Here is a 24,552-nt window from a genome sequence, read left to right on the forward strand (position 1 = left end):
CCCATGGCAAAGAACATACAGATTGCATTCGGCGTAGACGTCGACGCCGTTGCCGGCATGCTCGGCTCCTACGGCGGCGAGGACTCCCCCTGCGACATCTCGCGCGGGTTGTTCAGCGGCGAGGTGGGAGGTCCCCGCATTCTCCGACTTTTCGAAAAGTACAACCTTCCCTCCACCTGGTTCATCCCGGGACACTCACTGGAGACGTTTCCTGAGCTGACCCGGATGGTGGTGGAGGCGGGTCACGAGATCGGGGTTCACGGCTACTCTCACGAAAACCCGATTGCGATGACCCGTGAGCAAGAAACGGCCATCCTTGACCGATCAATCGAACTCATTGAGCAGGTCTCGGGGAAGCGTCCCACCGGGTACGTGGCGCCGTGGTGGGAGTTCTCAACCATCACCAACGAGATCCTGCTGGAGCGGGGCATCAAGTACGACCATTCCCTGATGCACAACGACTTCGAGCCGTACTACGTGCGGGTGGGCGACAGCTGGACGAAGATCGACTACAGCAAGCCCGCCGAGGCGTGGATGAAACCGCTGGTTCGCGGCCATGAAACGGACCTGGTGGAGATCCCAGCCAACTGGTACCTGGACGATCTGCCTCCCATGATGTTCATCAAGGCGGCCCCCAACTCCCACGGATTCGTCAATCCCCGCGATATCGAGCAGATGTGGAAGGACCAGTTCGACTGGGTGTATCAGGAAATGGACGACGCCGTCTTCACCATGACCATCCACCCCGATGTGTCGGGGCGCCCCCAGGTCCTCCTCATGCTTGAGCGACTCATCCAGCACTTCAACTCGCACGACGGCGTCACCTGGCGGACGTTTGACCAGATCGCCGACAAGTTCCTGTCCGACAATCCCAGAAAGGAAGCCAACTCATGAAGGCTCCGGCACTCATCGACCTGTCCACGCCCACCGCTGACGAAAAACGCGCGCTGCCCATCTTCAGCAAGAAAAATACCAACACGGCAATGATCCTGGCCCTGCTCGCGTGGACCATCGCAGTCTTCGACTATGGCTTGTTCGGCACGCTGCTTCCCGCCATGCAGGAAGAGTTCGGCTGGACCGAGACCGAGGCCTACGCGATCAACACCTGGATTGCCGTCGGTACGGCAATCGTCTGCTTCGGCATCGGCCCGGTGATCGACCGGCTCGGCCGGCGCAAGGGAATGATGCTCACCGTCGGTGGCACCGCCGTCGTGTCGGCCCTCACCTCGGTGATCCCGGCCGGACTGGGCTTCATCAGCAACGCCATGCTCGTGGTGGTTCGTTCCTTCGGCGGGCTCGGCTTCTCGGAGCAGGCAGTCAACGCCACCTACATGAACGAGGTCTTCCAGGTCACCGAGGACGAAAAGAAGCGCAAGCGTCCCGGCTTCTACTACTCCTTCGTGCAGGGCGGCTGGCCGCTGGGCTTCCTGCTTGCCGCGGCCCTGGCCTTCGCCTTCCTGCCATCCCTCGGCTGGCGTGCCCTGTACATCATGGCGGCCATCCCCGCGGCAATCATCGTGTACCTGATCGCGAAGAAGCTCAAGGAAACCCCCCAGTTTGAACTGCACGAGAAACTGACCCAGCTGGAAAAGTCCGGCAACGTCGACGAAGCCCACGCATTGGCCGGCTCCTTCGGTGTTCAGCACTCCTCGACGGCTCCGCTGAAGCGCATCTGGGAACCAAAACTGCGGCGTAACACGATCGTGTTCTCGCTCGCGTGGATCGTGAACTTCTTCGGCATCATGGTCTTCAGCATCCTGGGTTCCTCAGTGCTGGTGAACTCCCGCGGAGTGGAACTGTCCGACGCCTTCTGGATGCTGATCGTCATCAACGCACTGGCTTACTTCGGCTACGTTTTCCACGGCTGGTTCGGCGATGTCATTGGCCGGAAGAAGACCATCATCATCGGCTGGATCATCTCCGGTATTTCCTTCTCGGTGATGCTCAGCCCCATCGCTTCCACCCCCTTCCTCATCATCCTCACCTACGGCGTCGGACTCTTCTTCCTGGTGGGACCCTACGCAGCCATCCAGTACTTCATGGCCGAGTGCTACCCGGTCAGCTGCCGGGCCACCGGGTTGGCGTTCATCGGTGCGATGAGCCAGCCGGGCATCATCCTCGGCGGAGCCCTGTTCACTGTGGTGACCGCTGCAGCAGGGACCACTGCGGCGGCTCTGTGGGTGGGCGCCCTCGGCACCCTGGTTTCCGGGTTGCTGATGATGATGGCGAAGCCCATCCCCAAGGAGCTGCTGGAGGACCCGAGTGTCTGAGTCCCCTGTAGCCCTCATTACCGGCGCTGCGAGTGGTATTGGACGAGCTCTCGCCGTCCACTACGCGCAGCGCGGGGTCCGCTCGGTCATCGGCACCTTTTCCGGCGACCCGCACGACCCGGAGGAGACCCTCCGCCTGGTCGAGCGGGCCGGCGGCCAGGCCGTCATCCAGGAAGTGGACGTCAGAAACACCGAGTCGGTGGAAACCTTCGCAGATCGGGCGCTCAATGATTTTGGGCGGCTGGACTACGCGGTAGCCAACGCAGGCGTCCTGCGCAATGCTTCCCTGGATGAGCTCACCGACTCTCGCTGGAACGACATGCTCGACGTCGATCTGACCGGTGTGCTGCGGACCCTACGGGCCGGCTCCACCCGGATGGACGAGGGCGGCGCGATGGTCGCCGTCTCGTCCATCGCGGGTGGAGTCTACGGCTGGGAGGAGCACGCTCACTATGCGGCGGCCAAAGCGGGGATTCTTGGACTGATCAGGAGTGTCGCCGTCGAACTGGGTCCCCGAGGGATCCGGGCCAACGTGGTCATTCCCGGGCTCATCGAAACCCCGCAGTCCCTGGATCCCGTGAACTCGCTGGGCCCGGACGGACTGGAACGCGCGGGGCAGGACATCCCGTGGGGTCGCGTTGGGCGACCGGAGGAGGTCGCCAGTGTGATTGGGTTCCTTACCTCAGCCGACGCCGCCTATGTGACCGGGCAGTCGCTGATTGTCGACGGCGGCCTCACCGTCAAGATGAAGGCATGAGCACCGCGCGGACCGTCGTCGTCACCGGCGGCGGAAGCGGCATCGGGGCGGCAATCGCCGAGGCCTTCCGGGAGACCGGTTCGCGGGTGGTGGTGCTGGATCGGACGCCCTCACCCCACTCGATCACCGTCGATGTGGGCGACGAGGCCAGCGTGGTGGCCGGCTTCGCCGCGGCACGGGCAGAGCTGGGCAGGATCGACGTCCTGGTCAACAGTGCGGGACTGCTCACCGAATCACCGCTCCAGGACATGTCGCTGGCCCGGTGGCAGGAGACCATCACGGTCGACCTGACGGGGGTTTTCCTCTGCTGCCGTGAGGTGGTCGCCGGGATGCGGGAGAACAAATGGGGACGGATCATCAACATTTCGTCCCAGCTGGGCATCAAGGGCGGCACCGGCCTCAGCCATTACAGTGCGGCGAAGGCGGGCGTCATCGGTATGACCAAGTCCCTCGCTCTCGAGGTGGCTGGCGACAATGTGCTGGTCAACTGCATTGCCCCGGGACCGATCGAAACGCCGCTGGTAGAGGGAATCTCCGAGGACTGGAAGGCGGCCAAACGGAAGGAGCTGCCGTTGGGGCGTTTTGGCACACCAGCGGAGGTTGCACCCGTCGCTTTGCTGCTCGCCAGCGATCCCGGCGGCAACCTCTTCGTCGGCCAGACGCTGGGGCCCAACTCCGGTGACGTGATGCAGTGATGAATCCCCGTATCTCCCTCGCAAGTGCAAGGAGTGGCCGGTAGATGTGTGGCGTCTGCGGACGGACGGTCACTGCCGATGAGGTGCTCGGCCCGGTCAGCACCCTTCGTCACCGGCTGATCGCGGCGCAAACCATCAACGCGCTCTGCCACGGCCTGCCGGGTATCCCCAGCGTTCAAGCTGCTGGGGATACCTGGCTGGTCCGCGGAGTGACCGGCGCCGTCATCCAATGCGCCACGGTCAATGACGTGTGGCTGACCCTCCTGAAGGATCCGGCGGTGCTGCCTCACTCGGACAGACTGCGGCAGCGGCTACGGGCCCGGCTTCTGAACGAAACCGGCGTCGCCCTGAACGTCGTCAATGCCGGGCTTCAGCTGAGCGACCTGCCTACTCCGCTTTAGCCCTCTGGCCTGCGCCAGCTAGTTGGCGAAGACGTCCTGCAGCTTGTCCTCGGGAGTCCAGAGACCCAACGATTCGCCACCGTTGTTCAGCACCGACGCCGTTCCGCCGTTGTAGTAGGCCTCCGGGGTGTTGGTTCCGGGTCCGGTGTAGACCCGCAGTTCGGCACCTGCGTCGAGCACATATCCGTCACCGACGGTGAGGATGTTGTTGGCGGCGTCCCGAAGGAGATACCCGCTGACGTCAATAGTCCTGGTGCTGGCATTGCGCAGCAGGACATGCTCGCCGGTTTCGGGCTGGACGTCGTCGCCGGCCGGGTTGTTCACCGAGTCGATAATTTCGACGCCGCTGCCGGGAAACACCGGCGCCCCCTTGAGATACCGAACGTTCTGGATAGGGAAGTCGGTGGTGACGGCGTCGACGCCCAGGTCGATCGACGCCTGGACCGCCTCAGGCGAGTTCACCGTGTAGACGCCGAGCACCAGACCTGCCGCCTTGACGTCGCTGACATTCTGCGGCGTCAGGACACGGTAGTTGGTCCCCACGGAATCGGCGAAGGTAGCCCAGGAGGCCAGTACTGCGGGGCCCGGCACCACCCCGGCCAGCTGTTGGAGTTCAATGTCCGGTGCAATCCCGGCGAATGTCCGGTTGGAACCTTCATCAAACCCGAGGACCTGCACCTTGTCAGCTGCGACGAGGCGCTGCCAGGTCTTGTCGGTGCGCAGTTCGTCGGCCACCAGCTGCTCGATGCCCGGCGAGTTCACCGGCGACTTGATTTCGATGTAGACACCGGTCTTGGTGGTGGCGACCTTCGCGGCGTCGTCGAGATGCGGAATGCGTTCACCGACGAACTGGTCGTCGAAGTAGGATCCGGCGTCGAGCTGCTGCAGCTCGGCCCAGGTGAAGGAGGTAATCGGGTCGGTGGCGCGGTCCGGGAAGACGTCCTCGACGTTGGTGGTGCGCGCCGGGGTGTCGTCGTGGAAGAGGAACGGCACACCGTCGGAGCTGAGCTGGACGTCGATTTCAAAGAAATCGGCGCCGGATTTACGGCCGTCCTTGAACGCGGCAACAGTGTTCTCCGGCGCGGTTCCGGCGGCGCCGCGATGTCCGATAAGGATAGGTGATGCGTCGTCCTGTGCCGGAGCCGCAGGAGCCTGGACAGGAGCCTGCGCCGACGCAGCGGGCGCTGCCAGGAGGGTGAGGCCCACCGCCGCGGCGGCTGTGCTGGTGAGGGTCTTGGCGAAACGGGATGCCATAGAAGATGTTCCCTTCGTTGTGGTGGGGCGAGATCCCCTCCTCCACAGACGTTGCCGCACCAGGACATCCCGGACATCAATACCGGGTAAACGGAGCGTGAAAGCTCGCCGCGGCTACTCTGCCGCGTACCGGTCCACAAAGTTCCGCAGGATGGCAGACGGCCATTCCACCCGGGAGGCTCGGGCGCGGGCCATGTAGTCCTCGGCCTCTTCCGGCGGGAAATACCCTGCATTTCGGTACACGTCGATGCGCTGCACCAGCCCGTCAGCGTCGAGCTCTGGATGAAACTGGGTGGCATACAGGTTCTCGCGGATGCGGAACATCTGGACCGGGCAGCTGGCCGAGGAGGCCAGCAGTACCGCCCCCACCGGCAGGGTGGTGCACGCCTCCTTGTGGCCCACGAACGCATCGAACGACGCCGGGACGCCTGACAGCAGCGGATCTTCCGCGCCGGCGGGATTCAGGGTGATTGACGCCGGCCCAATCGGTTCGGCGAAGGTCCTGTCGATGACCGCCCCCTGATGCCGGCCGAGCGTCCCGACCCCATAGCAGGCGCCCAGGAACGGGAAGTCGGCCGCGACCACCCGGTCCAGCAACTCCCCAATCTCGCGTTCCACCCGCCGCTGCACGCCGGATTTGTCCTCCTCGGGATCGGAGGAGTTAAAAGGGCTGCCGCCCACGATGATCCCGGAATAGTGGTTCAGGTCGAGGTGCGGGATCGGACCGGATTCGGCCCGGACGCGGTGCAGCTGATCCGGTGCGAGTCCACCGAAGCGCTGGAACGCCTGGTACTCGCCGTCGGCGGCGGCGTCCTCGGCACGGGTGGCTAGCAACAGAAACGGTTTCACCTGTCGAGACTACTGCCCTGTGGCGCTTTGGTCAGTGCAGGATTTGGTCTGTGACCAACTCAGGCCTTGCGGTACGCAGAGTTGACTGCTAAGTCTGGGGTATCGAAGGTGAGAAAGAGAAGTGGAAAATGGTCCGGAAGAATCCGCACGTAGAAGAAGCCGACGAGAGCGACATCGAGGTCGGCAAGCCCAAGGAATGGGCGGCGGGTGTCCCGGGCGTCATGCATTCAATGCAACCGGCGCTCAAGCACATGGGGCCCAACCGAACGCGGAAAACCCTGTTGGCGCTGAACCAGAAAGACGGCTTCGACTGCATGAGTTGCGCTTGGCCGGATCCGGGGAAGCGCAGCAACTTTGAATTCTGCGAGAACGGCGCAAAGGCAGTCACCTGGGAAGCCACGCCTGTGGTGGTGTCTTCTGAATTCTGGGCCGAGCACTCCGTCACCGACCTGCTGACCAGGAGCGAATACTGGCTGGGCATGCAGGGCCGCCTCACCGAACCCGTCTACAAGCCTGCCGGCAGCGATCACTACCAGCCGGTCAGCTGGGAGAAGGCGTTCTCGCTCGTCGCCGACAAACTGAACAGCCTGGAAAGCCCACGTCAGGCGGCGTTCTACACCAGTGGCCGCGCATCAAATGAAGCCGCGTTCGCCTACCAGCTGTTCGTCAGGGCTTTCGGAACGAACAATCTTCCTGACTGTTCCAATATGTGCCATGAGTCCTCGGGATGGGCCATGGGCCAGACCATCGGAATTGGCAAAGCCACTGTGGCGTATGACGACTTCGCCAAAGCCGATCTCATCATCATCATGGGTCAGAACCCGGGCACCAACCATCCCAGGATGCTTACCGCTTTGGAACGCGCCAAGGAGAATGGCGCCGAGATTGTTGCAGTCAACCCTCTGCCTGAGGCTGGACTTCGGCGATACAAGAACCCGCAGGAAGTCAAAGGAGTCCTGGGCCGCGGCACCGAAATTGCCGACCAGTTCATGCAGATCCGCATCGGTGGCGACATGGCGCTCATTCAAGCTATCTGCCGGCGGGTTCTCGACGCTGAAGCAGAAAATCCGGGAACCATTCTGGATCACGACTTCCTTGAGAAGCACACCCAGGGTCTCGACGAACTGAAAGTCAGCCTGACCCAGCTGGACGAGGGCGCTGTCCTTGAGGCGACTGGCCTGACTGTCGAGGAGATCGACGAATTGGCGGCCCGCTATATCAAGGCGGACAAGGTCATCATCACTTGGGCTATGGGAATCACGCAGCAGAAAAAGGGTGTGGCCACCATCAAGGAGATCATTAACCTGCTCCTGCTGCGTGGCAACATCGGCAAGCCCGGCGCAGGTGCGTCCCCTATTCGCGGTCACAGCAACGTCCAGGGCGACCGCACCATGGGCATCTGGGAGCAGATGCCGCCGTCCTTCCTCGATGCTCTTGAAGAGGAGTTTGGTTTCGACCCTCCCCGGGATCACGGCATTGACGCAGTGGAAACCATTCGGCAGATGCGCGACGGCGGCGTCAAGGTCTTCGTCGCCCTGGGTGGCAATCTGGTGGCAGCCATTTCGGACACGTACGCAGCCGAAGAAGCCATGCAGGCCACCGATATGACGGTCCAAATCTCCACCAAGCTGAACCGGTCGCACGCGGTGATTGGTAAAGAGGCGCTTATCTTCCCGACCATGGGACGTACCGAGATCGATATGCAGGCCAACGGTCCGCAGTTCGTCACAGTTGAGGACACGGTCTGTGCTGTGCACCCTTCGCACGGCACAGTGGACCCTGTCGCACCGAATCTTCTTTCAGAGGTGGCGATTGTCAGCCGTCTCGCACGGGCTGTTCTTGGTGACAAGGTCGAGGTGGACTGGGCCGGATTCGAAGGTAACTACGACGTCATCCGTGAGCACATTTCGCATGTCGTCGACGGGTGTGAGGACTACAACACGAAGGTCCGCCGGGAAGGGGGGTTCGTGTTGCCCAACGGCCCACGCGATTCGCGAACTTTCAGCACCCCTACCGGCAAGGCAATCATCACGGTGAACGCCTTACAGCCGGTTGAGCGGCCCGCAGGGACTCTCATTCTTCAGACCCTCCGCTCCCATGATCAGTTCAATACCACCATCTACGGCCACAACGACCGCTACCGTGGCATCAAGAAGGGCCGCCACGTGGTGTTCGTGAACCCCGATGATCTCGCCGAACTGGGCTTCACCGATGGTCAATACGTTGACGTACGGGGCGAGTACCAGGATGGCCGGGAGCGTGTGCTGCGGAACTGGCGGGTGGTCTCATATCCGAGCGCGCGTGGTTGTGCTGCAGCGTACTACCCTGAGGCGAACGTCTTGGTGCCGCTGGAAGAGCTGGCCGAGGGCAGTAACACGCCCGTGTCGAAGGCAGTGATCGTGCGGCTCGAGCCAGCCAAGGGCGACGCCTCCGAAACGGCTGCCGCTGCGAAGTCCTCAATCTCGTAACGCCCACAGAAAAGTGGCTCCACTGCGGGATTACGGTTTAGCAACCACTTCCCCGCGGTTGAGCCACTTTTTTGGTCAGCCAACAGTGAAGCTCCCGCTACTGGGCGGTCTTCGTCCAACCGTTGGCATCCGGGCCGTCTTCGAGGCCCTTGGCGTTAACCTGCATGACCATGTCGGCGGCTGACTGTACTGCATCGTTTGAGCCCTTGCGGCCGCTGGTGTCAGCGGTGCCCGCTGCGTAGCCGATCAGGAACGCGCTGATTGCTCCTGCGTTGGGAGAAACTGTAGTGGACGTCTCCTTGGCGACCTCAATGATGCGCTCGTGATCCACTTCCAAGTCGAGAATTTGCAGCGCCTGAGTGAGTTGACGGCTCCATTCGCTGAGGGTCCGCAGTTCGTCGTCGATACCTGACATGTGTGACTCCAATAATTGTGGGAAGGATGGTGCCCTCAAGCATTAGCATCTGTTCCTGCATTTCACAATGATGCGTGGCCACACATGGAGTGAATACGTTACGGGCTGACTTCCTCCGGCTGGGTATCGCCACGCTCTTCGACCTTGGCCGATCCTGGTGCGACAATCACTGTGATCACTGCCGCGAGAACCAGGATGACCGAGCCGAACCACATGCTCGCGCTGAGCCCCTGGGCGAATGCCTCCCGGGCAGCGTTGGCGAGATTCTCGCCGTCGGGCCCGAAGGACTCGGCGACGCCGATGGCTGCGCCAGCCCCCGAATCAACCACTTGCCGCACCTGATCGGGGAGGCCTTCCAGCACGGGCTTGATGTCGGCGCGATAGTAGCTCACGAGAATGCTGGACAAGACGGCGATACCAAGAACGCCGCCCACTTCGCGGGTGATGTCATTGACGGCGCTGGCAACTGACCGCCGCTCGGCGGGGAGTCCCTCGATGATCATTTCGGTCCCCGGGGTGATCCCCATTCCGAAGCCAATCCCGAACACGACCACCCCGGCGCCCATCACCCAGATGGACGCGTCGAGACCTCCGGCCAATCCGACGGCGAAGACAGCGAACCCCGCACTCATCAGGAAGAGTCCGAGCGATCCCGGGACGCGTGGACCGTACCGTTTGCTGAGGGCGCCCGAGATCCCGATTCCGGCACCCACCCCCAACGGAATGACCAGGAGTGCGAGGGCTGCGCCGAGCGGGGTGTAGTCAAGCACGATCTGGAGGTACTGCGGCGTGAGAACAAAGAAGCCGAGGGACGCGAAGAATTGGACCGTCACGATGATCGAGCCCGCAGCAAGTCCGCGGTTCCTGAACAGCCGGACATCGAGCGATGGATCCGCAGCCCGGAGTTGATGGGCAATAAAGGCGACGAAGCCGATGATTCCGATCCCCAGCGACGCCAGGGTGACAGGATCGAACCATCCGCGTTGGGGCCCTTCGACCACCCCGAACACCAGGCCAGCAAGCGCCACGACCGACCACAGCGCGCCCACTGGGTCCATCGACAGCGAGCGGTTGCGGTGCTGGGCCACGAGGAACAGCACCGGGACAATGATCGCGAGCGCCACGAAGCCGAACAGGAGTTGGACACTTCCCCACCAGAACGCTTCGAGCAGTGCGCCTGCGACAATGGTCCCGGCAACCGCGCCGGCGGAGCTAACTCCCGACCAGACACCGATGGCGAAGGTTCTGCGCTCTTCCGGATAAGCGTCAACGAGGGCAGAGAGGGTGACAGGGAAGACTGCTGCGGCGCCCACCCCGGATAGCGCGCGAAGGGCAATGAACCCATCGGTGTTTGGCGAAAAGGCTGACGCGACACAGGACAAGCCGAAGATGGCGAGCCCGATTACCAGAATCGTGCGGCGCCCGACACGGTCTGCTGCAATTCCGGCGGTCAGGAGCAAGGCGGCAAAGGTGAGCGCATAGGCATCGATAATCCACGTCAGCTCGGACTGGTTCGCGCCGAGGTCCGCTGCAATGTCGGGCAGCGCGATCGCAAGCGCTGAGTTGCCGGCCACCACCAGGGCGAGTCCTGCGCACAGGACTATCAGCAGTGCGCGGAGCCGGCCGGGAGTGAGCACTGGCTCGGACGACGGTGCCAGTGAGTCCTGTCTCATGATCGTGATCCTTTCAACTTTGTCTCGTTAAGGGAGTTGCTCCGTTACCGAGCTAATTGTCAACTAGTATTAGTGCATGACTCATAGCGAGCAGGCGAAGCGGGCTGAGGAAACCGAACGGCTCAGGGTGTCAGCTGAGGAACTCTCCTGGGCACTTCGGGGAGTCAACCGGGCAGCAGCCGAGGTGGACCATGCACTAGGTAGCAAAATCAACCTGCGGCCCCTGGACTACTCCGCCGTCGGGCATGTGATGAGCAGGGAAGGCGAGCCCCTCGGTCCCGCCGAACTCGGTAACCGGCTTGGCATCAGTACCGGGTCCGCGACCGAACTGGTCGATCGGCTCGAACGCGCCGGGCATCTGATCCGAATACGGGATGGAAAAGACCGTCGACGGGTACACCTGCGCCCCACCGAGGAGGCAGTTGATCGCATCCTCGGCGAACTTCGGCCTCTCTTCGACTCCCTCGATGCCCTCACTACCGAATTCACCAGTGACGAGCAACGGGCCATCGGTCGATACCTTCGGCTCGCTACTGAACGGCTTTCCCACTTCGCTGATGGCCTCACCGATGCGGCGAAATCTGAACGAACCCGCCCAGCTCACGACGACGACTAGCTCCTGCCCGATAATGGAGTCATGGCCTCCCCCATCGAGCACCTCGACGTCGCCATTATCGGAGCGGGCATCTCCGGTATCGGTGCAGCCCACCGGCTGCTGACCGAATGCCCAGGCAAGACGTTCGCCCTGTTTGATGCGCGAGCTGCGATCGGGGGCACCTGGGACCTGTTCCGGTATCCGGGCATCCGGTCCGACTCCGACATGTACACCCTCAGCTACCCCTGGCGCCCCTGGACCGGCCGGGACGCTATCGCGGACGGCTCCTCGATCCTGAGCTATCTCCAGGATACTGCTGAGGACGCCGGGGTGACCCCTCACATCCGCTTCAACACCCGGCTGGTCAGCGCCAACTTCTCCTCCACCACCTCCCACTGGACCCTGCAGTTGGAGACCGACGGCGGCGGTGACTCCGAGAGGCGAACGGTCACCTGTTCGTTCCTCTACTCCTGCACCGGCTACTACAACTACGCCGCCCCGTACCGGCCGGACCTGGCAGGCATCGAGGACTTCACCGGCGAGGTGGTCCACCCCCAGTTCTGGCCGGAGAGCCTGGACTATGCCGGGAAGCAGGTGGTGGTGATCGGCAGTGGCGCCACGGCAATCTCCCTCATCCCGTCACTGGTCGACGACGCGGCTCACGTCACGATGCTGCAGCGGTCGCCGTCGTACATCGTGCCCGTGCCACGCCGCGACCGTTTCGCCGCAGCTTTCCGGAAGGTTCTGCCGCCGCGGATCGCCTACACCCTGGCCCGCGCCCGCAACGTGGTCTACCCGCTGAGCTTCTACCAGTTGTGCACCCGGCTCCCCCCCTGTGGCGAAGGCGTATCTGCGGGACCAGGCCCGCAGCATCCTCAAAGACGAGAAACAGCTCAGCGATCACTTCACCCCCGCCTATAATCCGTGGGAACAGCGGATGTGCGTGGCACCCGATGGCGACTTTTACCGGATCCTCGCCTCCGGGAAGGCCTCGGTGGTGACCGAGCGGATCGACCGGTTCACACCGGGCGGGGTGAGGCTGGAGTCGGGCCGGGAGTTGGCGGCCGACGTCGTCGTCACCGCCACCGGTCTTGCCCTGCAGTCACTCGGTGGTGCGGCGCTCACTGTTGATCGTAAGCCAGTAGACCTGGGCGACGCGTGGGTATACCGGGGGGTGCTGGTGAGCGGGGTCCCGAACTTCGGGTATTGCCTGGGCTAGACGAATGCGTCGTGGACGCTGAAGTCCGATCTGAGTTCGCGCTATGTCCGCCGGTTGCTGAATCACATGGACCGGCACGGGCATACGGTGGCGGTCCCGGTGCCGACAGCGGACATGGCGCGGCGGCCGCTGCTGGACCTGTCCTCAGGTTTCATGCGGCGCTCGATCGGGGTGTTTCACCGGCAGGGTGCCCGGCGGCCATGGACCCTCGGCCTCAACTACCTGCTCGACGCACCGGCTGTCCTGCTGGGGAACGTCCGGAAGCACATGGCCTTCGACCCTGAGCCTGCCCATGCCGGTACGGCCGTCTCGGCCTCCGGCTCTTCAGAAGAGTAGGCTCCCGCAGGAGCGCTCCACAACAGAGTGCCGTAGCCGCAGGAAAGCGGCTTCCCCGCAGGAAAGTGGTTGCCCGACACCGAACCTGCGGGTGCGCCACTTTTTTGGGCGCGGGAGCGGCGGTTACTCGGTCTTCGCAGCTGATTTCAAGAGCTCCAACCGCAGAGAGCGGGCAGTTTCCATGTGCTGCTTGGCGATCTGCCGGGCGTCGTCGGGCCGTTGTTCGACAATGGCCCGCACCAGCGCTTCGTGCTCGTCCAGCGCGTCCTCCCACCGGTTGCCGACCGAGAGGGTTGACCGCGGCGTGTGGATGAGGTGGGTGGAGAGACGATCAAGGAGGTCCTGGAGCACCCGATTGTGCGCCGCGGTACTGACGGCTGCATGAAACTCGACGTTGCAGCGGATCCGGGTCTGGTCGTCCGGAGAGCCAAGTTCCCGGTCCCGTTCAACCAGGGCCTCCAGCCGCATGATGTCTGGGACGGTCCGACTTTTGGCGGCTTGACCCGCAGCCTCCTGTTCCAGCATTACCCGCAGGTCATAAATCTGGATGACCTCCTGCGGGTCAATCTGAGGCACTTGCAGCCCCCGGGCAGCTCGCTCGAGAAGGCGCTCGTGCTGCAACCGGCTGAGAGCCTCGCGGATGGGTGTGCGCGACACGCCGAACCGCTCCGACAGCCCCACCTCACGCAGCGGCGTCCCGGGAGGGTGAACTCCTGCCAGAATCTCGCTACGCAGCACCCGGAAGATCACTCCGCCATCTACGCGCCCCGTCGAATCAGCTAGATCAGACACGGATCGCCAGTTCAGACACTTGCTGCTCCTCTTGATGGGGCCTGGACAGTAGGCACCCTACTACTCTAGATCCGCTTAGGCTATGACAGGTTGCCCGCACGACGACTAGACAGCATTCCCGCTACCCAACCGACGTCGTCGAAGAAGTACGTGTATCCCACGTCAAAACAAGGGGATACACGTACTTCAACGGGCGGCCGAGCTAGCCTTTGGCAGGCTTGACAGCAACCACTGGAACATCGGCATCCATGATGATCCGTTGTGCTGTGCTGCCCAGGATGAACTTGCCCATCGCCGACCGGCGACGGGTACCAATCACGATCATGGTCGCTGAATGTCGTTCTGCTGCTTCCAGCACCTCGGTATCCGCGTCATTGCCGCGCATTGGTTGTTCAATCTCAACCGCCACCCCGGCATCCGTAGCCCGGTCCGTGAGAGCAGTCAGTTGTTCAGACGACGCCAGCTTCGGATCCCCGGGAGCCTCCCCACGAGACGAGTTCACGATCACCAGTTTGCAGTGATGAGCCACCGCTTCAGCCAGCGCGAAGTCGAAGGCAGCTTCAGCTGACGGGTTGTGGGCGTGCGCTAGAACAATACTCATGGGACGGCCTTTCGGGAAGGTCGGGGTGGTTGGACGGTGCTGCTAGACGGCGATCTGGCGCAGGACGTACTGCAGGATGCCACCGTTACGGTAGTACTCGGCTTCGCCCGGGGTGTCGATCCGCAGCACGGCGTCGAAGGTGACAGGCTGGCCGCCGCCTTCGGGGGTCGCGGTGACGGTGACGGTCTTCGGGGAGGTGCCGTTGTTCAGTTCGGTCACGCCGGACACCGCGAACGTCTCGGTGCCGGTGAGGCCCAGCGACTCGGCATTCTGGCCCTGGGGGAACTGCAGGGGCAGCACGCCCATACCAATGAGGTTGGAGCGGTGGATCCGCTCGTAGCTCTCGGTGATGACGGCGCGGACACCCAGCAGTGCAGTGCCCTTGGCAGCCCAGTCACGGGACGAACCCGAGCCGTATTCCTTACCGGCCAGAATCACCAGCGGGGTTCCCGCGGCCTGGTAGTTCATTGCCGCATCGTAGACGGCAGCCTGGGGCGCGTCGGCCTGGCTGAAGTCGCGGGTGAAGCCACCCTCGACGTCCTCAAGGAGCTGGTTGCGGATCCGGATGTTCGCGAACGTGCCGCGGATCATCACCTCGTGGTTTCCGCGGCGTGAACCGAAAGAGTTGAAGTCCTTGCGTTCCACACCGTGCTCCAGCAGGTACCGGCCTGCGGGGGTGTCGGACTTGAAGGAACCGGCGGGTGAGATGTGGTCGGTGGTGACCGAATCCCCCAGCTTCAGCAAGACGCGTGCACCTTCAATGTCGGTGACGGGCTCCGGCTCGGCCTTCATTCCCTCGAAGTACGGGGGCTTCCGGACGTAGGTGGATTCGGGATCCCATTCAAAGGTATCGCCTGCCGGGGTGGGCAGGGACTGCCAGCGCTCGTCGCCGTCGAAAATGGTGCCATAGCTGGCCTGGAACATTTCCTTGTCGATGGACTCGTCAATGATCTGCTGCACCTCGACCGGGTTCGGCCAGATGTCGCGCAGGAAGACGTCGTTGCCGTCGTCGTCCTGGCCGAGTGGATCGGCGTCGAAGTCGAAGTCCATGGTGCCGGCCAGGGCGTAGGCGACCACCAGTGGCGGTGACGCCAGGTAGTTCATCTTCACGTCAGGGTTGATGCGACCCTCGAAGTTACGGTTGCCGGAGAGGACAGCGGTGACGGCCAGATCGGCGTCGTGAATGGCCCGGGTGATCTCCTCATCAAGGGGACCCGAGTTACCGATGCAAGTGGCGCAGCCGTAACCGACTACAAAGAAGCCGAGCTTCTCCAGGTACGGGATCAGGCCTGACTTCTCGTAGTAGTCGGTGACCACCTTCGAGCCGGGAGCAACCGAGGTCTTGACCCAGGCCTTCGACATGAGGCCCTTCTCGACGGCGTTGCGTGCCAGCACGGCAGCTGCCATCATCACCGAGGGGTTGGACGTGTTGGTGCAGGAGGTGATGGAGGCGATGGTGACCGCTCCATGATCAAGGGTGAAGCTACGGCCATCGGCGGTTGTCACCTCGATGGGGCTTGAGTCGCGGTTCGCCTCGGTCTCGGTGACCGTCTCGTGCGGGTGATCGTCGATTTTGGTGGCGGTCCCGTTTGAGGAGGGTGGGTCTGACGCCGGGAAGGACTCTTCGAGTGCCTCGTCGACCGTCGCGCCCTCCTCCTCGACGGAGCGGTGCACATAGTTTTCCAGGTCCTTGCGGAACTGGGGCTTGGCGTTGGTGAGCTCGACGCGGTCCTGTGGACGCTTCGGACCGGCAATCGAGGACACGACAGTCGACAGATCGAGTTCCAGGTACTCGGAGAACAGGATCTCCTTGCTCGGGTCATGCCACATGCCCTGGGCTTTGGCGTAGGCCTCAACCAACGCCAAATTCTCTTCCGGGCGACCGGTGAGACGGAGGTAATCCATGGTGACGTCGTCGATCGGGAACATGGCGGCCGTTGAGCCGAACTCGGGGCTCATATTGCCGATGGTCGCGCGGTTGGCCAACGGCACAGCGCTGACGCCTTCTCCGTAGAACTCAACGAACTTGCCGACGACGCCGTGCTTACGGAGCTTCTCCGTGATGGTGAGAACGACGTCGGTGGCTGTTGCTCCGGCGGGAATCTCGCCGGTGAGCTTGAAGCCCACGACGCGCGGGATGAGCATGGAGACGGGCTGGCCGAGCATGGCTGCCTCGGCCTCGATGCCGCCAACACCCCAGCCAAGGACGCCGAGCCCGTTGACCATGGTGGTGTGGGAGTCGGTGCCGACGCAGGTGTCGGGGTAGGCCTGCAGGGCGGTGGTGCCGCCGGTGGTGACCTCGCGGGTCATCACTGTGCGGGCCAGGTACTCAAGGTTGACCTGGTGCACGATGCCCATGCCGGGAGGAACCACCAGGAAGTCATCAAAGGCGGTCTGTCCCCAGCGGAGGAACTGGTACCGCTCGCCGTTGCGCTGATATTCGATCTCGATGTTGCGTTCGAGGGCGCCGGCGTTGCCAGCGAAGTCGATCTGTACTGAGTGGTCGATGACCAGTTCAGCCGGAGCCAGCGGATTGACCCGCTTGGGGTCCCCGCCGAGCTCTACGACTGCTTCACGCATGGTGGCGAGGTCGACGACGCAGGGCACGCCGGTGAAATCCTGCATGATGACGCGTGCAGGGGTGAACTGGATTTCGGTGTCGGGCTCTGCTTCAGGGTCCCAACTAGCCAGCGCGCGCACGTGGTCGGCCGTGATGTTGGCGCCGTCCTCGGTGCGGAGGAGGTTCTCGAGGAGCACCTTCAAACTGTAGGGAAGCTTCTCTGATCCCTCTACAGCGTCGAGGCGGAAGATCTGATATTCAGCCCCCGCCACCTCGAGTACACCTTTGGAGCCGAATGTGTCGACAGCAGTCATTTGCAGTTATCCCTTCGAGGATCGGTTAGGCCTTTAAATCCATCATATCCTGAAACGCAAATTGGCTGTATACAGTGGTACACACTCTGCCTGCTCGCCAGAAAAGTGGCGGAGGCGCAGGTTAGCGGTTGCGCCACCACTCCCCTGCGGGTCCGCCACTTTTCGCGGCGGGGATAGGGCCCCCACCGCAGGGCAGCCACTTTTCTTCACCGCCAGCCTGACGAGTCTGGACGGCCGCGCCGACCCGCCACACCGGAATGCCCCCTCGGCGGGGCGGGGTGCGGGACGGGATTCTCACCCGGCGAGAAACTCCCTTCCCAACGAGTGTGACCCCGGGCACACTTGCATCAGCACTCGTTCACCGCTGGGAGAGCGCCGGAAGTCCGTCGGAACCTGCCCGCGTACGTCATCGCTGAGGAGGACCATGAGAGCCGTTCGCGTACACCGCTACCAGGAAGACCCGCTGATCGACGAGGTGCCGGAGCCCACGGCGACTGGCCCGTGGGACGTCATCGTCGATATCGGCGCGGCAGGCCTGTGCCGCACCGACCTGCACGTCATCGAGGGACAGTGGGACGCGATCCAGCACCCCCAACTCCCCTACATCCTTGGACACGAGAACGCTGGCTGGGTCCGCGAGGTGGGCTCTGCCGTCACCAACGTCCAGCCCGGTGACACAGTGATCATGCACCCGATCGTCACCTGCGGCCTCTGCCTGGCCTGCCGTGAAGGACAGGACTCCCACTGCGGAAACTCAACCTTCCCCGGGCTGAACGTCGACGGCGGGATGGCCGAGGTGATGAAGACCAACGCCCGCTCGGTGGTGAAACTGGATCCGGCGCTGAAGCCGGCCGACATCGCCGCCCTCGCCGACGCCGGCCTCACCGCCTACCACGCGGTCCGCAAGGCCGCACCGCTGCTCCACCCCGGCACCCACGCCGTCGTCATCGGAAGCGGCGGGCTGGGCCACATCGGCATCCAGTCCCTGAAGGCGCTGACCTCGGCGCAGATCACCGTCGTCGACACCTCCGAGGAGGCGCTTGAACTGGCCCGGACGCTCGGCGCTGACCACACGCTGTCGCAGGCCGGTGACGGCGGGAAGCTCCTCGAGATCACCGAGGGCGGGGCGCACGTGGTCTTCGACTTCGTCGGCGAACACGGCACCGAAGAGCTAGGCCTCAACGCGCTCCGGAACCGGGGCAGCTACTACACGATCGGCTACGGCGGAGCGGTGAACATCGACACCATCGAGATCATCTCCCGGGAAATCAACATTGTGGGAAACCTCGTGGGCACGTACCTCGACCTCGTGGAACTCATGACCCTCACCGCCCAGGGCAAAGTCACCCTGCACACCCAGACGTACGACCTCGAAGACGCTGTCCAGGCCATGCATGACCTGGACAGCGGCAAGCTGGTCGGCCGTGGCATTCTCGTTCCCAACCTCACCACCCAAGGGAGATAACAATGGCGTATCCCGCGAAATACTCGACGCTCAACGAGCTTCAACTCACTGAGGAGGCCCGGGCCATCCTGGTCCGGATCATCAGGGTGGCGTTCCCGCATCCAAAGATCCCTGACGGACCGTATGAGCGCATGGCTGACAAGATCATCACCGAGTCCAACGAATCCACCTGGTTCCGGGTGGCCCTCACCCAGGGCCTGCTGACCCTGAACCAGCAGGGCGGTGAGAATTTCCTTGACCTCTCCGATGACCGAGCCCTCGCCGTGCTGCAGCGCATCGCTGACCTGGACTTCTTCGGCTTCATCCGGCGGACCACGGTCCTGAACTTCTATGACGACCCCGAGGTGTGGGAAGTCTTCGGCTACGAAGGGGAGTCCTTTTCCAAGGGCGGCTACCTCCACCGCGGATTCGATGACCTGGACTGGCTGCCCAACCCCCGGGTCGAGGAAGCCGACGAACCGCTCACCGAAATCGGCCCGCTCGGCTACGAGATTGCGCAGCACGCACCGCAGCGGGTCAGGGACTCAGCAGACAGCACCCCCGAGGAGCCGGTCGATGACCTCTTCAAGGGCCAGGACAAAGTTGGAGGAGCACGAACCATATGAGCAACGAAACATCAGCACACTTTGGCCTGGACGACGACTCGGTGGTCGTCATCATCGGCTCCGGCGCGGGCGGCGGAACCCTCGCCCACGAACTCACCACCAAGGGCATCAAGGTAGTGGTCCTCGAAGCGGGCGGCCACATCCAGCACGACGAATACATCAACAACGAGTGGGAATCGTTCAACCAGATGGCCTGGCTGGACCCGCGGACGACGTCGGGCACCTGGCGGATTGCGCGCGACTTCCCCAACCTGCCCGCCTGGCTGGTGAAAGCGGTGGGCGGCACCACCACCCACTGGTCCGGTGCCACCCCACGGTTCAAGGCCCACGAGTTCAAGACCCGCAGCACCTACGGCCGGATCGACGGCGCCAACCTCCTGGATTGGCCCATCACCCTCGACGATCTGGCACCGTACTACGACAAGGCCGAGCAGAAGATCGGCAGCACCCACCGTCACGGGCGCCCGCCGATGCCCGCCAACAACAACTACAAGGTGCTCGCCGCGGGCGCTGAACGGATCGGGTACCGGCACTACGCCACCGGCCCCTACGGCACCAACGCCGAACCCTACGACGGCCGTCCCGCCTCCATCCAGGACGGCTTCAACTTCCAGGGCGACAAGAACAAATCCAAGTGGTCCACCCTTGTTTCCGAAATCCCCAAGGCGCTGGGCACCGGGAAACTGGATCTGCGGCCCAACTGTCACGCCGTGCAGATCACCCACACCCCCGAGGGGACCGTGGACAGCGTCATGTACATCGACGACGCCGGGAACCTCCAACGCCAGAAGGCCCGCCTCGTCGCGGTGGCCGGGAATTCGATTGAGACGCCGCGTCTGCTGCTGCTCTCCGGATCTCCCCTGTTCCCGGACGGGCTGGCCAACTCGTCCGGCCAACTGGGCCGGAACTATATGCGCCACACCACCGGTTCGGTCTACGCCAAGTTCGACAAACCGGTCCATATGTACCGCGGGGAGACGATGGCTGGCTTAGTGGCCGACGAGTCCCGGCACGACGTCGACCGCGGCTTCTCGGGCGGCTACTACCTGGAAACCATCGCGTTGGGACCGGCCTTCCTGGCCAGCTTCGCGGACCCCGGAGCCTGGGGTCCGAACTTCGCCTCGCTGCTCGACGACTACGAAAACACGGCAGGTTTGTGGATTGTCGGCGAGGACATGCCACAGGAAACCAACCGGGTCACCCTGAACACCAGCGTGAAAGACCGGCTCGGCCTGCCCGTGCCGAACGTGCACTTCGACGACCACGCCAACGACACGGCGATGCGCAACCACGGCTACCAGCAGGCGTCCCTGCTCTACGAAGCGGTAGGGGCGCTGTCCTCGCACCACACCCCGCCGTATCCCGCGACCCACAACATGGGAACCGCACGGATGAGCGAGCGCCCGGAAGACGGCGTCGTCAACCAGTGGGGGCAGACCCACGACGTGAAGAACCTTTTCGTGTCGGACGGGTCGCAGTTCACCACGGGTGCGGCAGCCAATCCGACGCTCACCATCGTGGCGCTGGCGATCCGTCAGGCGGACTACATCGCGGAACAGTTGGCGACCTCGGCCCTGTAGCCCGGTAGACGCCGACCCGGGAACGCAACGGGTCGGCTTCCAGTCCGCGGCATAGTCTGGAGGAACAGTGTTCCGAGGCGCGACGATCTCCTCAGTAGTGCCGGACTGGCTGCTGATAGTTGCTGCTGGTGCGCCGCTAGCCACCGTCGTGGCGGCAGTCATCGCGGGCACAGTTGCGTGGGTCGCGTTAGCGCAACGGCGGACAGCAGACAGGAGAGACCTATGGTGGAAACGCACCCAGTGGGCGATCGACGAGGCAATGGACGCCGACCCAGGAACGCAACGGGTCGGCTTGGCGGTCCTGAACCACCTGGCGATCAGTGATCTCTGCGGGGACGAGGACGAAGTCCTTGTCGATCTCGTAGCCAAAACGGTTCAGGACACCCTGATCGACCGGGAGGCCCTGAAACCGGACAACCCGGCGCAGGGTGTGTACACCGAGTCGACAGCAGCGGATACTGGAACCAGGAGAAAGGGGTTGAAATGGCTGAGAAGGAATTCTTCAATATCCTGAGCGCCGGTCGGCTGAAACGATCAAAGCCGTCCGCCAGTCCCGAGAAACTGAACGTCATCGGTTCTAAACTCATTACCCGCGACGTCATATCTGGCAATTACTTCGTGACGCTGCCCTCACGCGGCGAGACCATTATTGTTGCTTCACTGCCCAGCGCCCGGGTGTTGGCCGAAGCCGAGTCGGTCCGCGCCACCGTTGCCTCCCGCATCAAGTCCTAGGCCGCGCGAGAGAATCACACGAAGATCAGTACAAACCCTGCCACCGCAGAAGCCACTCCGATGCCGGTCAGGATCCAGCCCAGGATCCTGTACGCGTGCGCCGGCGGCACCGGTTCGGTCAGCGCGTACAGGCTTGGATCGCGCCGGTTGTAATAAATGGTGAACTCGGTCCCCGGCACCAGATCCTTGCCCTCCCTGAAGGTGAACAGGGCTTCCCTGATCTCGTAATCCTGATCGTGCCAGCGGTAGCCGATCCCTTCACCGGTCACGAAAACAACTGCGTGCGTGGCGGTCCAGCCGAGTTGTGAGGTGCGGATAATCCAGGCCGCCAGGATCAGCAGGATCCCCGGCACCAATCCCACCCAGGTGAGGACCTCAGTAATGACACCCCACAACTGAGACTGGTTCTCCATAGTTTGATGCTATCGAGTATTTACTGACGCTGCGGCAACACCGACGTGGCCCGTAGCGCGCGGCCCACCTTGTCCGCAGTGTCCCGCAGCAGCACCGCGATCTTCGCTGACCGCTGGTCAAAGTCCGCGGCGTTGAGCGAGACGGCAACGGATCCCACGATCTGACCGGCGGCGTTCCGCACCGGAGCCCCCAGACAGGAGGATCCGATCATGAACTCCTCCCGCTCGACGGCGATCCCACCTTCTCTGACCCGGTCCAGTTCCAGCTCCAGGTCCTCCAGGGTGCTGATGGTGTTGTCGGTAATGGCGGGCAGCCCGTGCCTGGCCAGAAAGACCCGGCGCTGCACCGGGTCCATGCCGGCCAGCAGGATCTTGCCGAACGCCGTCGCATGCGCTGCGTCGTTGAACCCGAAGCCCATCGGGGTGATGCGCCGTCGGGCTGGCGAGTCCACCACGTGCGCCACTACAATATGGTCGCCGCGGTGCACGGCATAGTAGGCGGCGGCGTCACCCCGCGAATGAAGTTCCAGCATCAACCGGGCCACCGCTGACGGTGTCCCCACCTGGCGGTGCAGCGACGCGTCCAGGGCGTGCAGCTTGTAGCCGAGTGCGTACCGGCTCTCCTCCTTGAGATGCACCAGATGCCGAGACTCAACGAGGGTTTTCAGGAGCCGGTAAACGCTGGGCAACGGCATGTTCAGGGCGGCGGCGATCTCCTTGGCCGACAGCCCGCGCTCATCGGCCGCGACGGCGTCGAGCAGCGCAAAAGCCTTTTGCACCGAAGCCATGCCGGTAAGGGCATCATTGCGTCCCATGACCCCATCTTCGCCGGTCGTCAAGCCAACGCCAAACAACCCCGTCAGACCGGCGCCAACCATCCCCGCACTAGCCGGCTACCGGCTACTCGACGGTCAGCTCACCCATGCGACCCCACCCGTCCGAGGAAATCTTCTCGCTGATGATCTGCGGTGTCTCCACCAGCGCCTGCGGCATGTCCTTCATGGCCTGCTGGAAGTGCCCGCTGTTCACGTGATCGCCGGCGGCGTCGTCCTGGAACGCCTCGACCAGGACGAACTCGTTGGGGTTATCCACGCTGCGTGACCAGTCAAACCACAGGTTCCCTGGCTCCTGCCGGGTGGACTCGGTGAAGGAGCGGGTGAGGTCGAGCCAACGGTCCGTCCAGTCGGGTTTGACGTTGAACTTTACGACGATGAAGATCATGGGGCGCCTGCCTTGGGGTGTGGAAGTGAAGCGGTGTTTCCAGCAGTCTGCCAAGAATCACCGCAGCCTCCAACTTCGGTTCTCGCCTTGTGAGAATGACCGGCGTCATCCCCGTGGAGCTCGCCTACGCTGACAGTGGAACAGCCTCAATCAAAGGAGATCGAGATGAGCAATCCCATCAGCGTCCGCACCATGATCAGCCCTGCCCGGTACGTCCAGGGGAAGGGCGCCATCCACCGGGTGGGCGAATTCCTCACCCCGCTCGGCAGCAAGCCGCTGATCGTGGCCGACGATCTGGTCTGGGGGTTCGTAGCGCATGACGTCGAAGCCTCCCTCACCGCCGCCGGCCTGCCGACCACCCGGGTGGGGTTCGGTGGGGTGCCCAGCGCCAACGAGGTCAACCGGCTGACCGGTCTCATCGCCGAACACCAGGCAGACGTGATCGTGGCGGTGGGCGGCGGCAGCACCATCGACGCGGTCAAGGCCTCCGGGTTCGCCTCGGGGATCCGCTGGGTCACCGTACCGACCGTCGCCTCCACCGACGCACCGACCTCCGCACTGTCAGTGATTTACACGGACGACGGCGTGTTCGAGGAGTACCGTTTCTTCCCCCGCAACCCCGACCTGGTGTTGGTGGACACCCAGCTGGTCGCCAACGCGCCGGCGTCGTTCCTCGCCGCCGGAGTGGGCGACGCCCTGGCCACCTGGCTTGAGGCCCGGGCCACGAGCCTGGCCTTCACCACCACCATGGCCGGCGGTCTGCCCACCCTGACCGGTACTGCACTAGCCCGGCTCTCGTGGGATGTGCTCTGGGAGAACGCCCTCCCAGCGCTCGACGCCGTCCGCGACAACGTGGTCACCCCCGCCCTCGAAAAAGTGGTGGAAGCCAACACGCTGCTGTCCGGGCTGGGGTTCGAGTCCGGCGGCCTGGCAGCCGCCCACGCCATCCACAACGGCCTGACCGCCGCCGCCCAGACCCACGGTCTGGCGCACGGCCAGAAGGTCAACATCGGCTCCCTCACCCAACTGGTCCTCGAGGGTGCGCCCAGCGCCGACATCAGGGACTTCGTCGAATTCACCACTCGGGTGGGCCTGCCGAATACGCTGACCGAGGTGGGCCTGTCTCCCGACGACGACGAGGACCTGCGGCGCGTGGCCGAAGCCGCCACGGTACCCGGCGAAACCATCCACAACATGCCCTTCCCCGTGGGCGTGGATGACCTCGCCAGCGCCCTGAAATCGATCGAGCGGCTGTCCGCCGGCATCCGTACCCGGGCGGGCCTGCCCGAACCCGTGCAGTACAAGGCGAAGCACTGACCGTCCGGCCGCCGGCGCAG

Annotated in this window: 26 protein-coding genes; 16 read left to right on the plus strand and 10 right to left on the minus strand. The window is 63.6% G+C overall.

Annotated features, from left to right (window positions below; genetic code table 11):
- Nucleotides 1-3: 3 nt before the first annotated feature.
- Genes IWX62_RS09835 through IWX62_RS09855 form a run of 5 tightly spaced genes read left to right on the plus strand, consistent with a single transcriptional unit; the run spans nt 4 to nt 4,123 of the window.
- A complete protein-coding gene (locus tag IWX62_RS09835) occupies nt 4-894 on the plus strand; it encodes a polysaccharide deacetylase family protein (protein WP_196841230.1) in 891 nt (296 codons plus the stop codon).
- Nucleotides 891-2,270 carry an MFS transporter gene (locus tag IWX62_RS09840; protein ID WP_196841231.1) on the plus strand — a complete coding sequence of 460 codons (1,380 nt, stop codon included), beginning with the start codon at nt 891-893 and terminating at the stop codon, nt 2,268-2,270. The genes IWX62_RS09835 and IWX62_RS09840 overlap by 4 nt, the downstream gene beginning before the upstream one ends.
- Entirely contained in the window at nt 2,263-3,027 is a 765-nt protein-coding gene (locus IWX62_RS09845) for an SDR family NAD(P)-dependent oxidoreductase (protein ID WP_196841232.1), read from the plus strand. The genes IWX62_RS09840 and IWX62_RS09845 overlap by 8 nt, the downstream gene beginning before the upstream one ends.
- Nucleotides 3,024-3,722, plus strand: coding sequence for an SDR family NAD(P)-dependent oxidoreductase (locus tag IWX62_RS09850; RefSeq protein ID WP_196841233.1), 699 nt, complete (start codon nt 3,024-3,026; stop codon nt 3,720-3,722). The genes IWX62_RS09845 and IWX62_RS09850 overlap by 4 nt, the downstream gene beginning before the upstream one ends.
- 44 nt (nt 3,723-3,766) lie before the next feature.
- Nucleotides 3,767-4,123: a hypothetical protein gene (locus tag IWX62_RS09855; RefSeq protein WP_196841234.1), complete on the plus strand. Its 357-nt coding sequence runs from the start codon at nt 3,767-3,769 to the stop codon at nt 4,121-4,123.
- Nucleotides 4,124-4,141: 18 nt separating this feature from the next.
- Here IWX62_RS09855 and IWX62_RS09860 read toward each other — a convergent pair whose 3' ends face one another.
- Complete coding sequence (locus tag IWX62_RS09860) at nt 4,142-5,377, minus strand: glycerophosphodiester phosphodiesterase family protein (RefSeq protein ID WP_196841235.1); 1,236 nt, start codon at nt 5,375-5,377, stop codon at nt 4,142-4,144.
- Between the two features lie 114 nt (nt 5,378-5,491).
- On the minus strand, nt 5,492-6,226 hold the full coding sequence (locus IWX62_RS09865) for a glutamine amidotransferase (RefSeq protein WP_196841236.1): 735 nt from the start codon (nt 6,224-6,226) through the stop codon (nt 5,492-5,494).
- A gap of 128 nt (nt 6,227-6,354) precedes the next feature.
- On the opposite strand from IWX62_RS09865, the gene IWX62_RS09870 reads away from it, so the two are divergent.
- The gene (locus IWX62_RS09870; protein WP_196841237.1) at nt 6,355-8,694 is read left to right on the plus strand and encodes an FdhF/YdeP family oxidoreductase; all 2,340 of its coding nucleotides are present in this window, start codon (nt 6,355-6,357) and stop codon (nt 8,692-8,694) included.
- Between the two features lie 97 nt (nt 8,695-8,791).
- On the opposite strand, the gene IWX62_RS09875 is transcribed toward IWX62_RS09870, so the two are convergent.
- On the minus strand, nt 8,792-9,109 hold the full coding sequence (locus IWX62_RS09875; RefSeq protein ID WP_196841238.1) for a DUF6457 domain-containing protein: 318 nt from the start codon (nt 9,107-9,109) through the stop codon (nt 8,792-8,794).
- 98 nt (nt 9,110-9,207) lie between these two features.
- Nucleotides 9,208-10,782, minus strand: a complete 1,575-nt coding sequence (locus IWX62_RS09880; RefSeq protein ID WP_196841239.1) for an MFS transporter — start codon at nt 10,780-10,782, stop codon at nt 9,208-9,210.
- A 76-nt stretch (nt 10,783-10,858) separates the two neighbouring features.
- Here IWX62_RS09880 and IWX62_RS09885 point away from each other — a divergent pair, with 76 nt between their 5' ends.
- From IWX62_RS09885 to IWX62_RS16275, 4 genes are read left to right on the plus strand one after another with little or no spacing between them, the layout of a single operon-like run.
- Nucleotides 10,859-11,398, plus strand: a complete 540-nt coding sequence (locus IWX62_RS09885) for a MarR family winged helix-turn-helix transcriptional regulator (protein ID WP_196841240.1) — start codon at nt 10,859-10,861, stop codon at nt 11,396-11,398.
- A 21-nt stretch (nt 11,399-11,419) separates the two neighbouring features.
- Nucleotides 11,420-12,298: a flavin-containing monooxygenase gene (locus tag IWX62_RS16265; protein WP_333483340.1), complete on the plus strand. Its 879-nt coding sequence runs from the start codon at nt 11,420-11,422 to the stop codon at nt 12,296-12,298.
- Between the two features lie 16 nt (nt 12,299-12,314).
- Entirely contained in the window at nt 12,315-12,596 is a 282-nt protein-coding gene (locus IWX62_RS16270; protein ID WP_333483341.1) for a hypothetical protein, read from the plus strand.
- Nucleotides 12,597-12,650: 54 nt separating this feature from the next.
- Nucleotides 12,651-12,932: a hypothetical protein gene (locus IWX62_RS16275; RefSeq protein ID WP_333483342.1), complete on the plus strand. Its 282-nt coding sequence runs from the start codon at nt 12,651-12,653 to the stop codon at nt 12,930-12,932.
- A 123-nt stretch (nt 12,933-13,055) separates the two neighbouring features.
- Here IWX62_RS16275 and IWX62_RS09895 read toward each other — a convergent pair whose 3' ends face one another.
- The 3 genes from IWX62_RS09895 to IWX62_RS09905 form a co-directional block, all read right to left on the minus strand.
- Nucleotides 13,056-13,724, minus strand: a complete 669-nt coding sequence (locus tag IWX62_RS09895) for a GntR family transcriptional regulator (RefSeq protein ID WP_196841241.1) — start codon at nt 13,722-13,724, stop codon at nt 13,056-13,058.
- Nucleotides 13,725-13,926: 202 nt separating this feature from the next.
- Nucleotides 13,927-14,325, minus strand: a complete 399-nt coding sequence (locus IWX62_RS09900) for a universal stress protein (protein WP_196841242.1) — start codon at nt 14,323-14,325, stop codon at nt 13,927-13,929.
- 42 nt (nt 14,326-14,367) lie between these two features.
- Complete coding sequence (locus IWX62_RS09905) at nt 14,368-17,199, minus strand: aconitate hydratase (protein WP_333483343.1); 2,832 nt, start codon at nt 17,197-17,199, stop codon at nt 14,368-14,370.
- 424 nt (nt 17,200-17,623) lie between these two features.
- Here IWX62_RS09905 and IWX62_RS09910 point away from each other — a divergent pair, with 424 nt between their 5' ends.
- The 5 genes from IWX62_RS09910 (at nt 17,624) to IWX62_RS09930 (ending at nt 21,581) form a co-directional block, all read left to right on the plus strand.
- Nucleotides 17,624-18,664, plus strand: coding sequence for an NAD(P)-dependent alcohol dehydrogenase (locus IWX62_RS09910; protein ID WP_196841243.1), 1,041 nt, complete (start codon nt 17,624-17,626; stop codon nt 18,662-18,664).
- 2 nt (nt 18,665-18,666) lie between these two features.
- Nucleotides 18,667-19,269, plus strand: a complete 603-nt coding sequence (locus tag IWX62_RS09915) for a hypothetical protein (RefSeq protein ID WP_196841244.1) — start codon at nt 18,667-18,669, stop codon at nt 19,267-19,269.
- Nucleotides 19,266-20,849, plus strand: coding sequence for a GMC family oxidoreductase (locus tag IWX62_RS09920; RefSeq protein ID WP_196841245.1), 1,584 nt, complete (start codon nt 19,266-19,268; stop codon nt 20,847-20,849). The genes IWX62_RS09915 and IWX62_RS09920 overlap by 4 nt, the downstream gene beginning before the upstream one ends.
- A 97-nt stretch (nt 20,850-20,946) precedes the next feature.
- Nucleotides 20,947-21,363, plus strand: a complete 417-nt coding sequence (locus IWX62_RS09925) for a hypothetical protein (protein WP_196841246.1) — start codon at nt 20,947-20,949, stop codon at nt 21,361-21,363.
- Entirely contained in the window at nt 21,333-21,581 is a 249-nt protein-coding gene (locus IWX62_RS09930) for a hypothetical protein (protein WP_196841247.1), read from the plus strand. Before IWX62_RS09925 ends, IWX62_RS09930 begins: the two co-directional genes overlap by 31 nt.
- A gap of 14 nt (nt 21,582-21,595) precedes the next feature.
- Here IWX62_RS09930 and IWX62_RS09935 read toward each other — a convergent pair whose 3' ends face one another.
- The 3 genes from IWX62_RS09935 to IWX62_RS09945 form a co-directional block, all read right to left on the minus strand.
- The gene (locus IWX62_RS09935) at nt 21,596-21,994 is read right to left on the minus strand and encodes a hypothetical protein (RefSeq protein WP_196841248.1); all 399 of its coding nucleotides are present in this window, start codon (nt 21,992-21,994) and stop codon (nt 21,596-21,598) included.
- A 20-nt stretch (nt 21,995-22,014) separates the two neighbouring features.
- Complete coding sequence (locus IWX62_RS09940) at nt 22,015-22,809, minus strand: IclR family transcriptional regulator (protein WP_196841249.1); 795 nt, start codon at nt 22,807-22,809, stop codon at nt 22,015-22,017.
- A gap of 85 nt (nt 22,810-22,894) precedes the next feature.
- The gene (locus IWX62_RS09945) at nt 22,895-23,215 is read right to left on the minus strand and encodes a putative quinol monooxygenase (protein WP_196841250.1); all 321 of its coding nucleotides are present in this window, start codon (nt 23,213-23,215) and stop codon (nt 22,895-22,897) included.
- Nucleotides 23,216-23,380: 165 nt separating this feature from the next.
- On the opposite strand from IWX62_RS09945, the gene IWX62_RS09950 reads away from it, so the two are divergent.
- On the plus strand, nt 23,381-24,532 hold the full coding sequence (locus IWX62_RS09950; RefSeq protein ID WP_196841251.1) for a glycerol dehydrogenase: 1,152 nt from the start codon (nt 23,381-23,383) through the stop codon (nt 24,530-24,532).
- Nucleotides 24,533-24,552: the final 20 nt, after the last annotated feature.

The organism is Arthrobacter sp. CAN_A1, assembly GCF_015751665.1.
Taxonomy (GTDB): Bacteria; Actinomycetota; Actinomycetes; order Actinomycetales; family Micrococcaceae; genus Arthrobacter_D.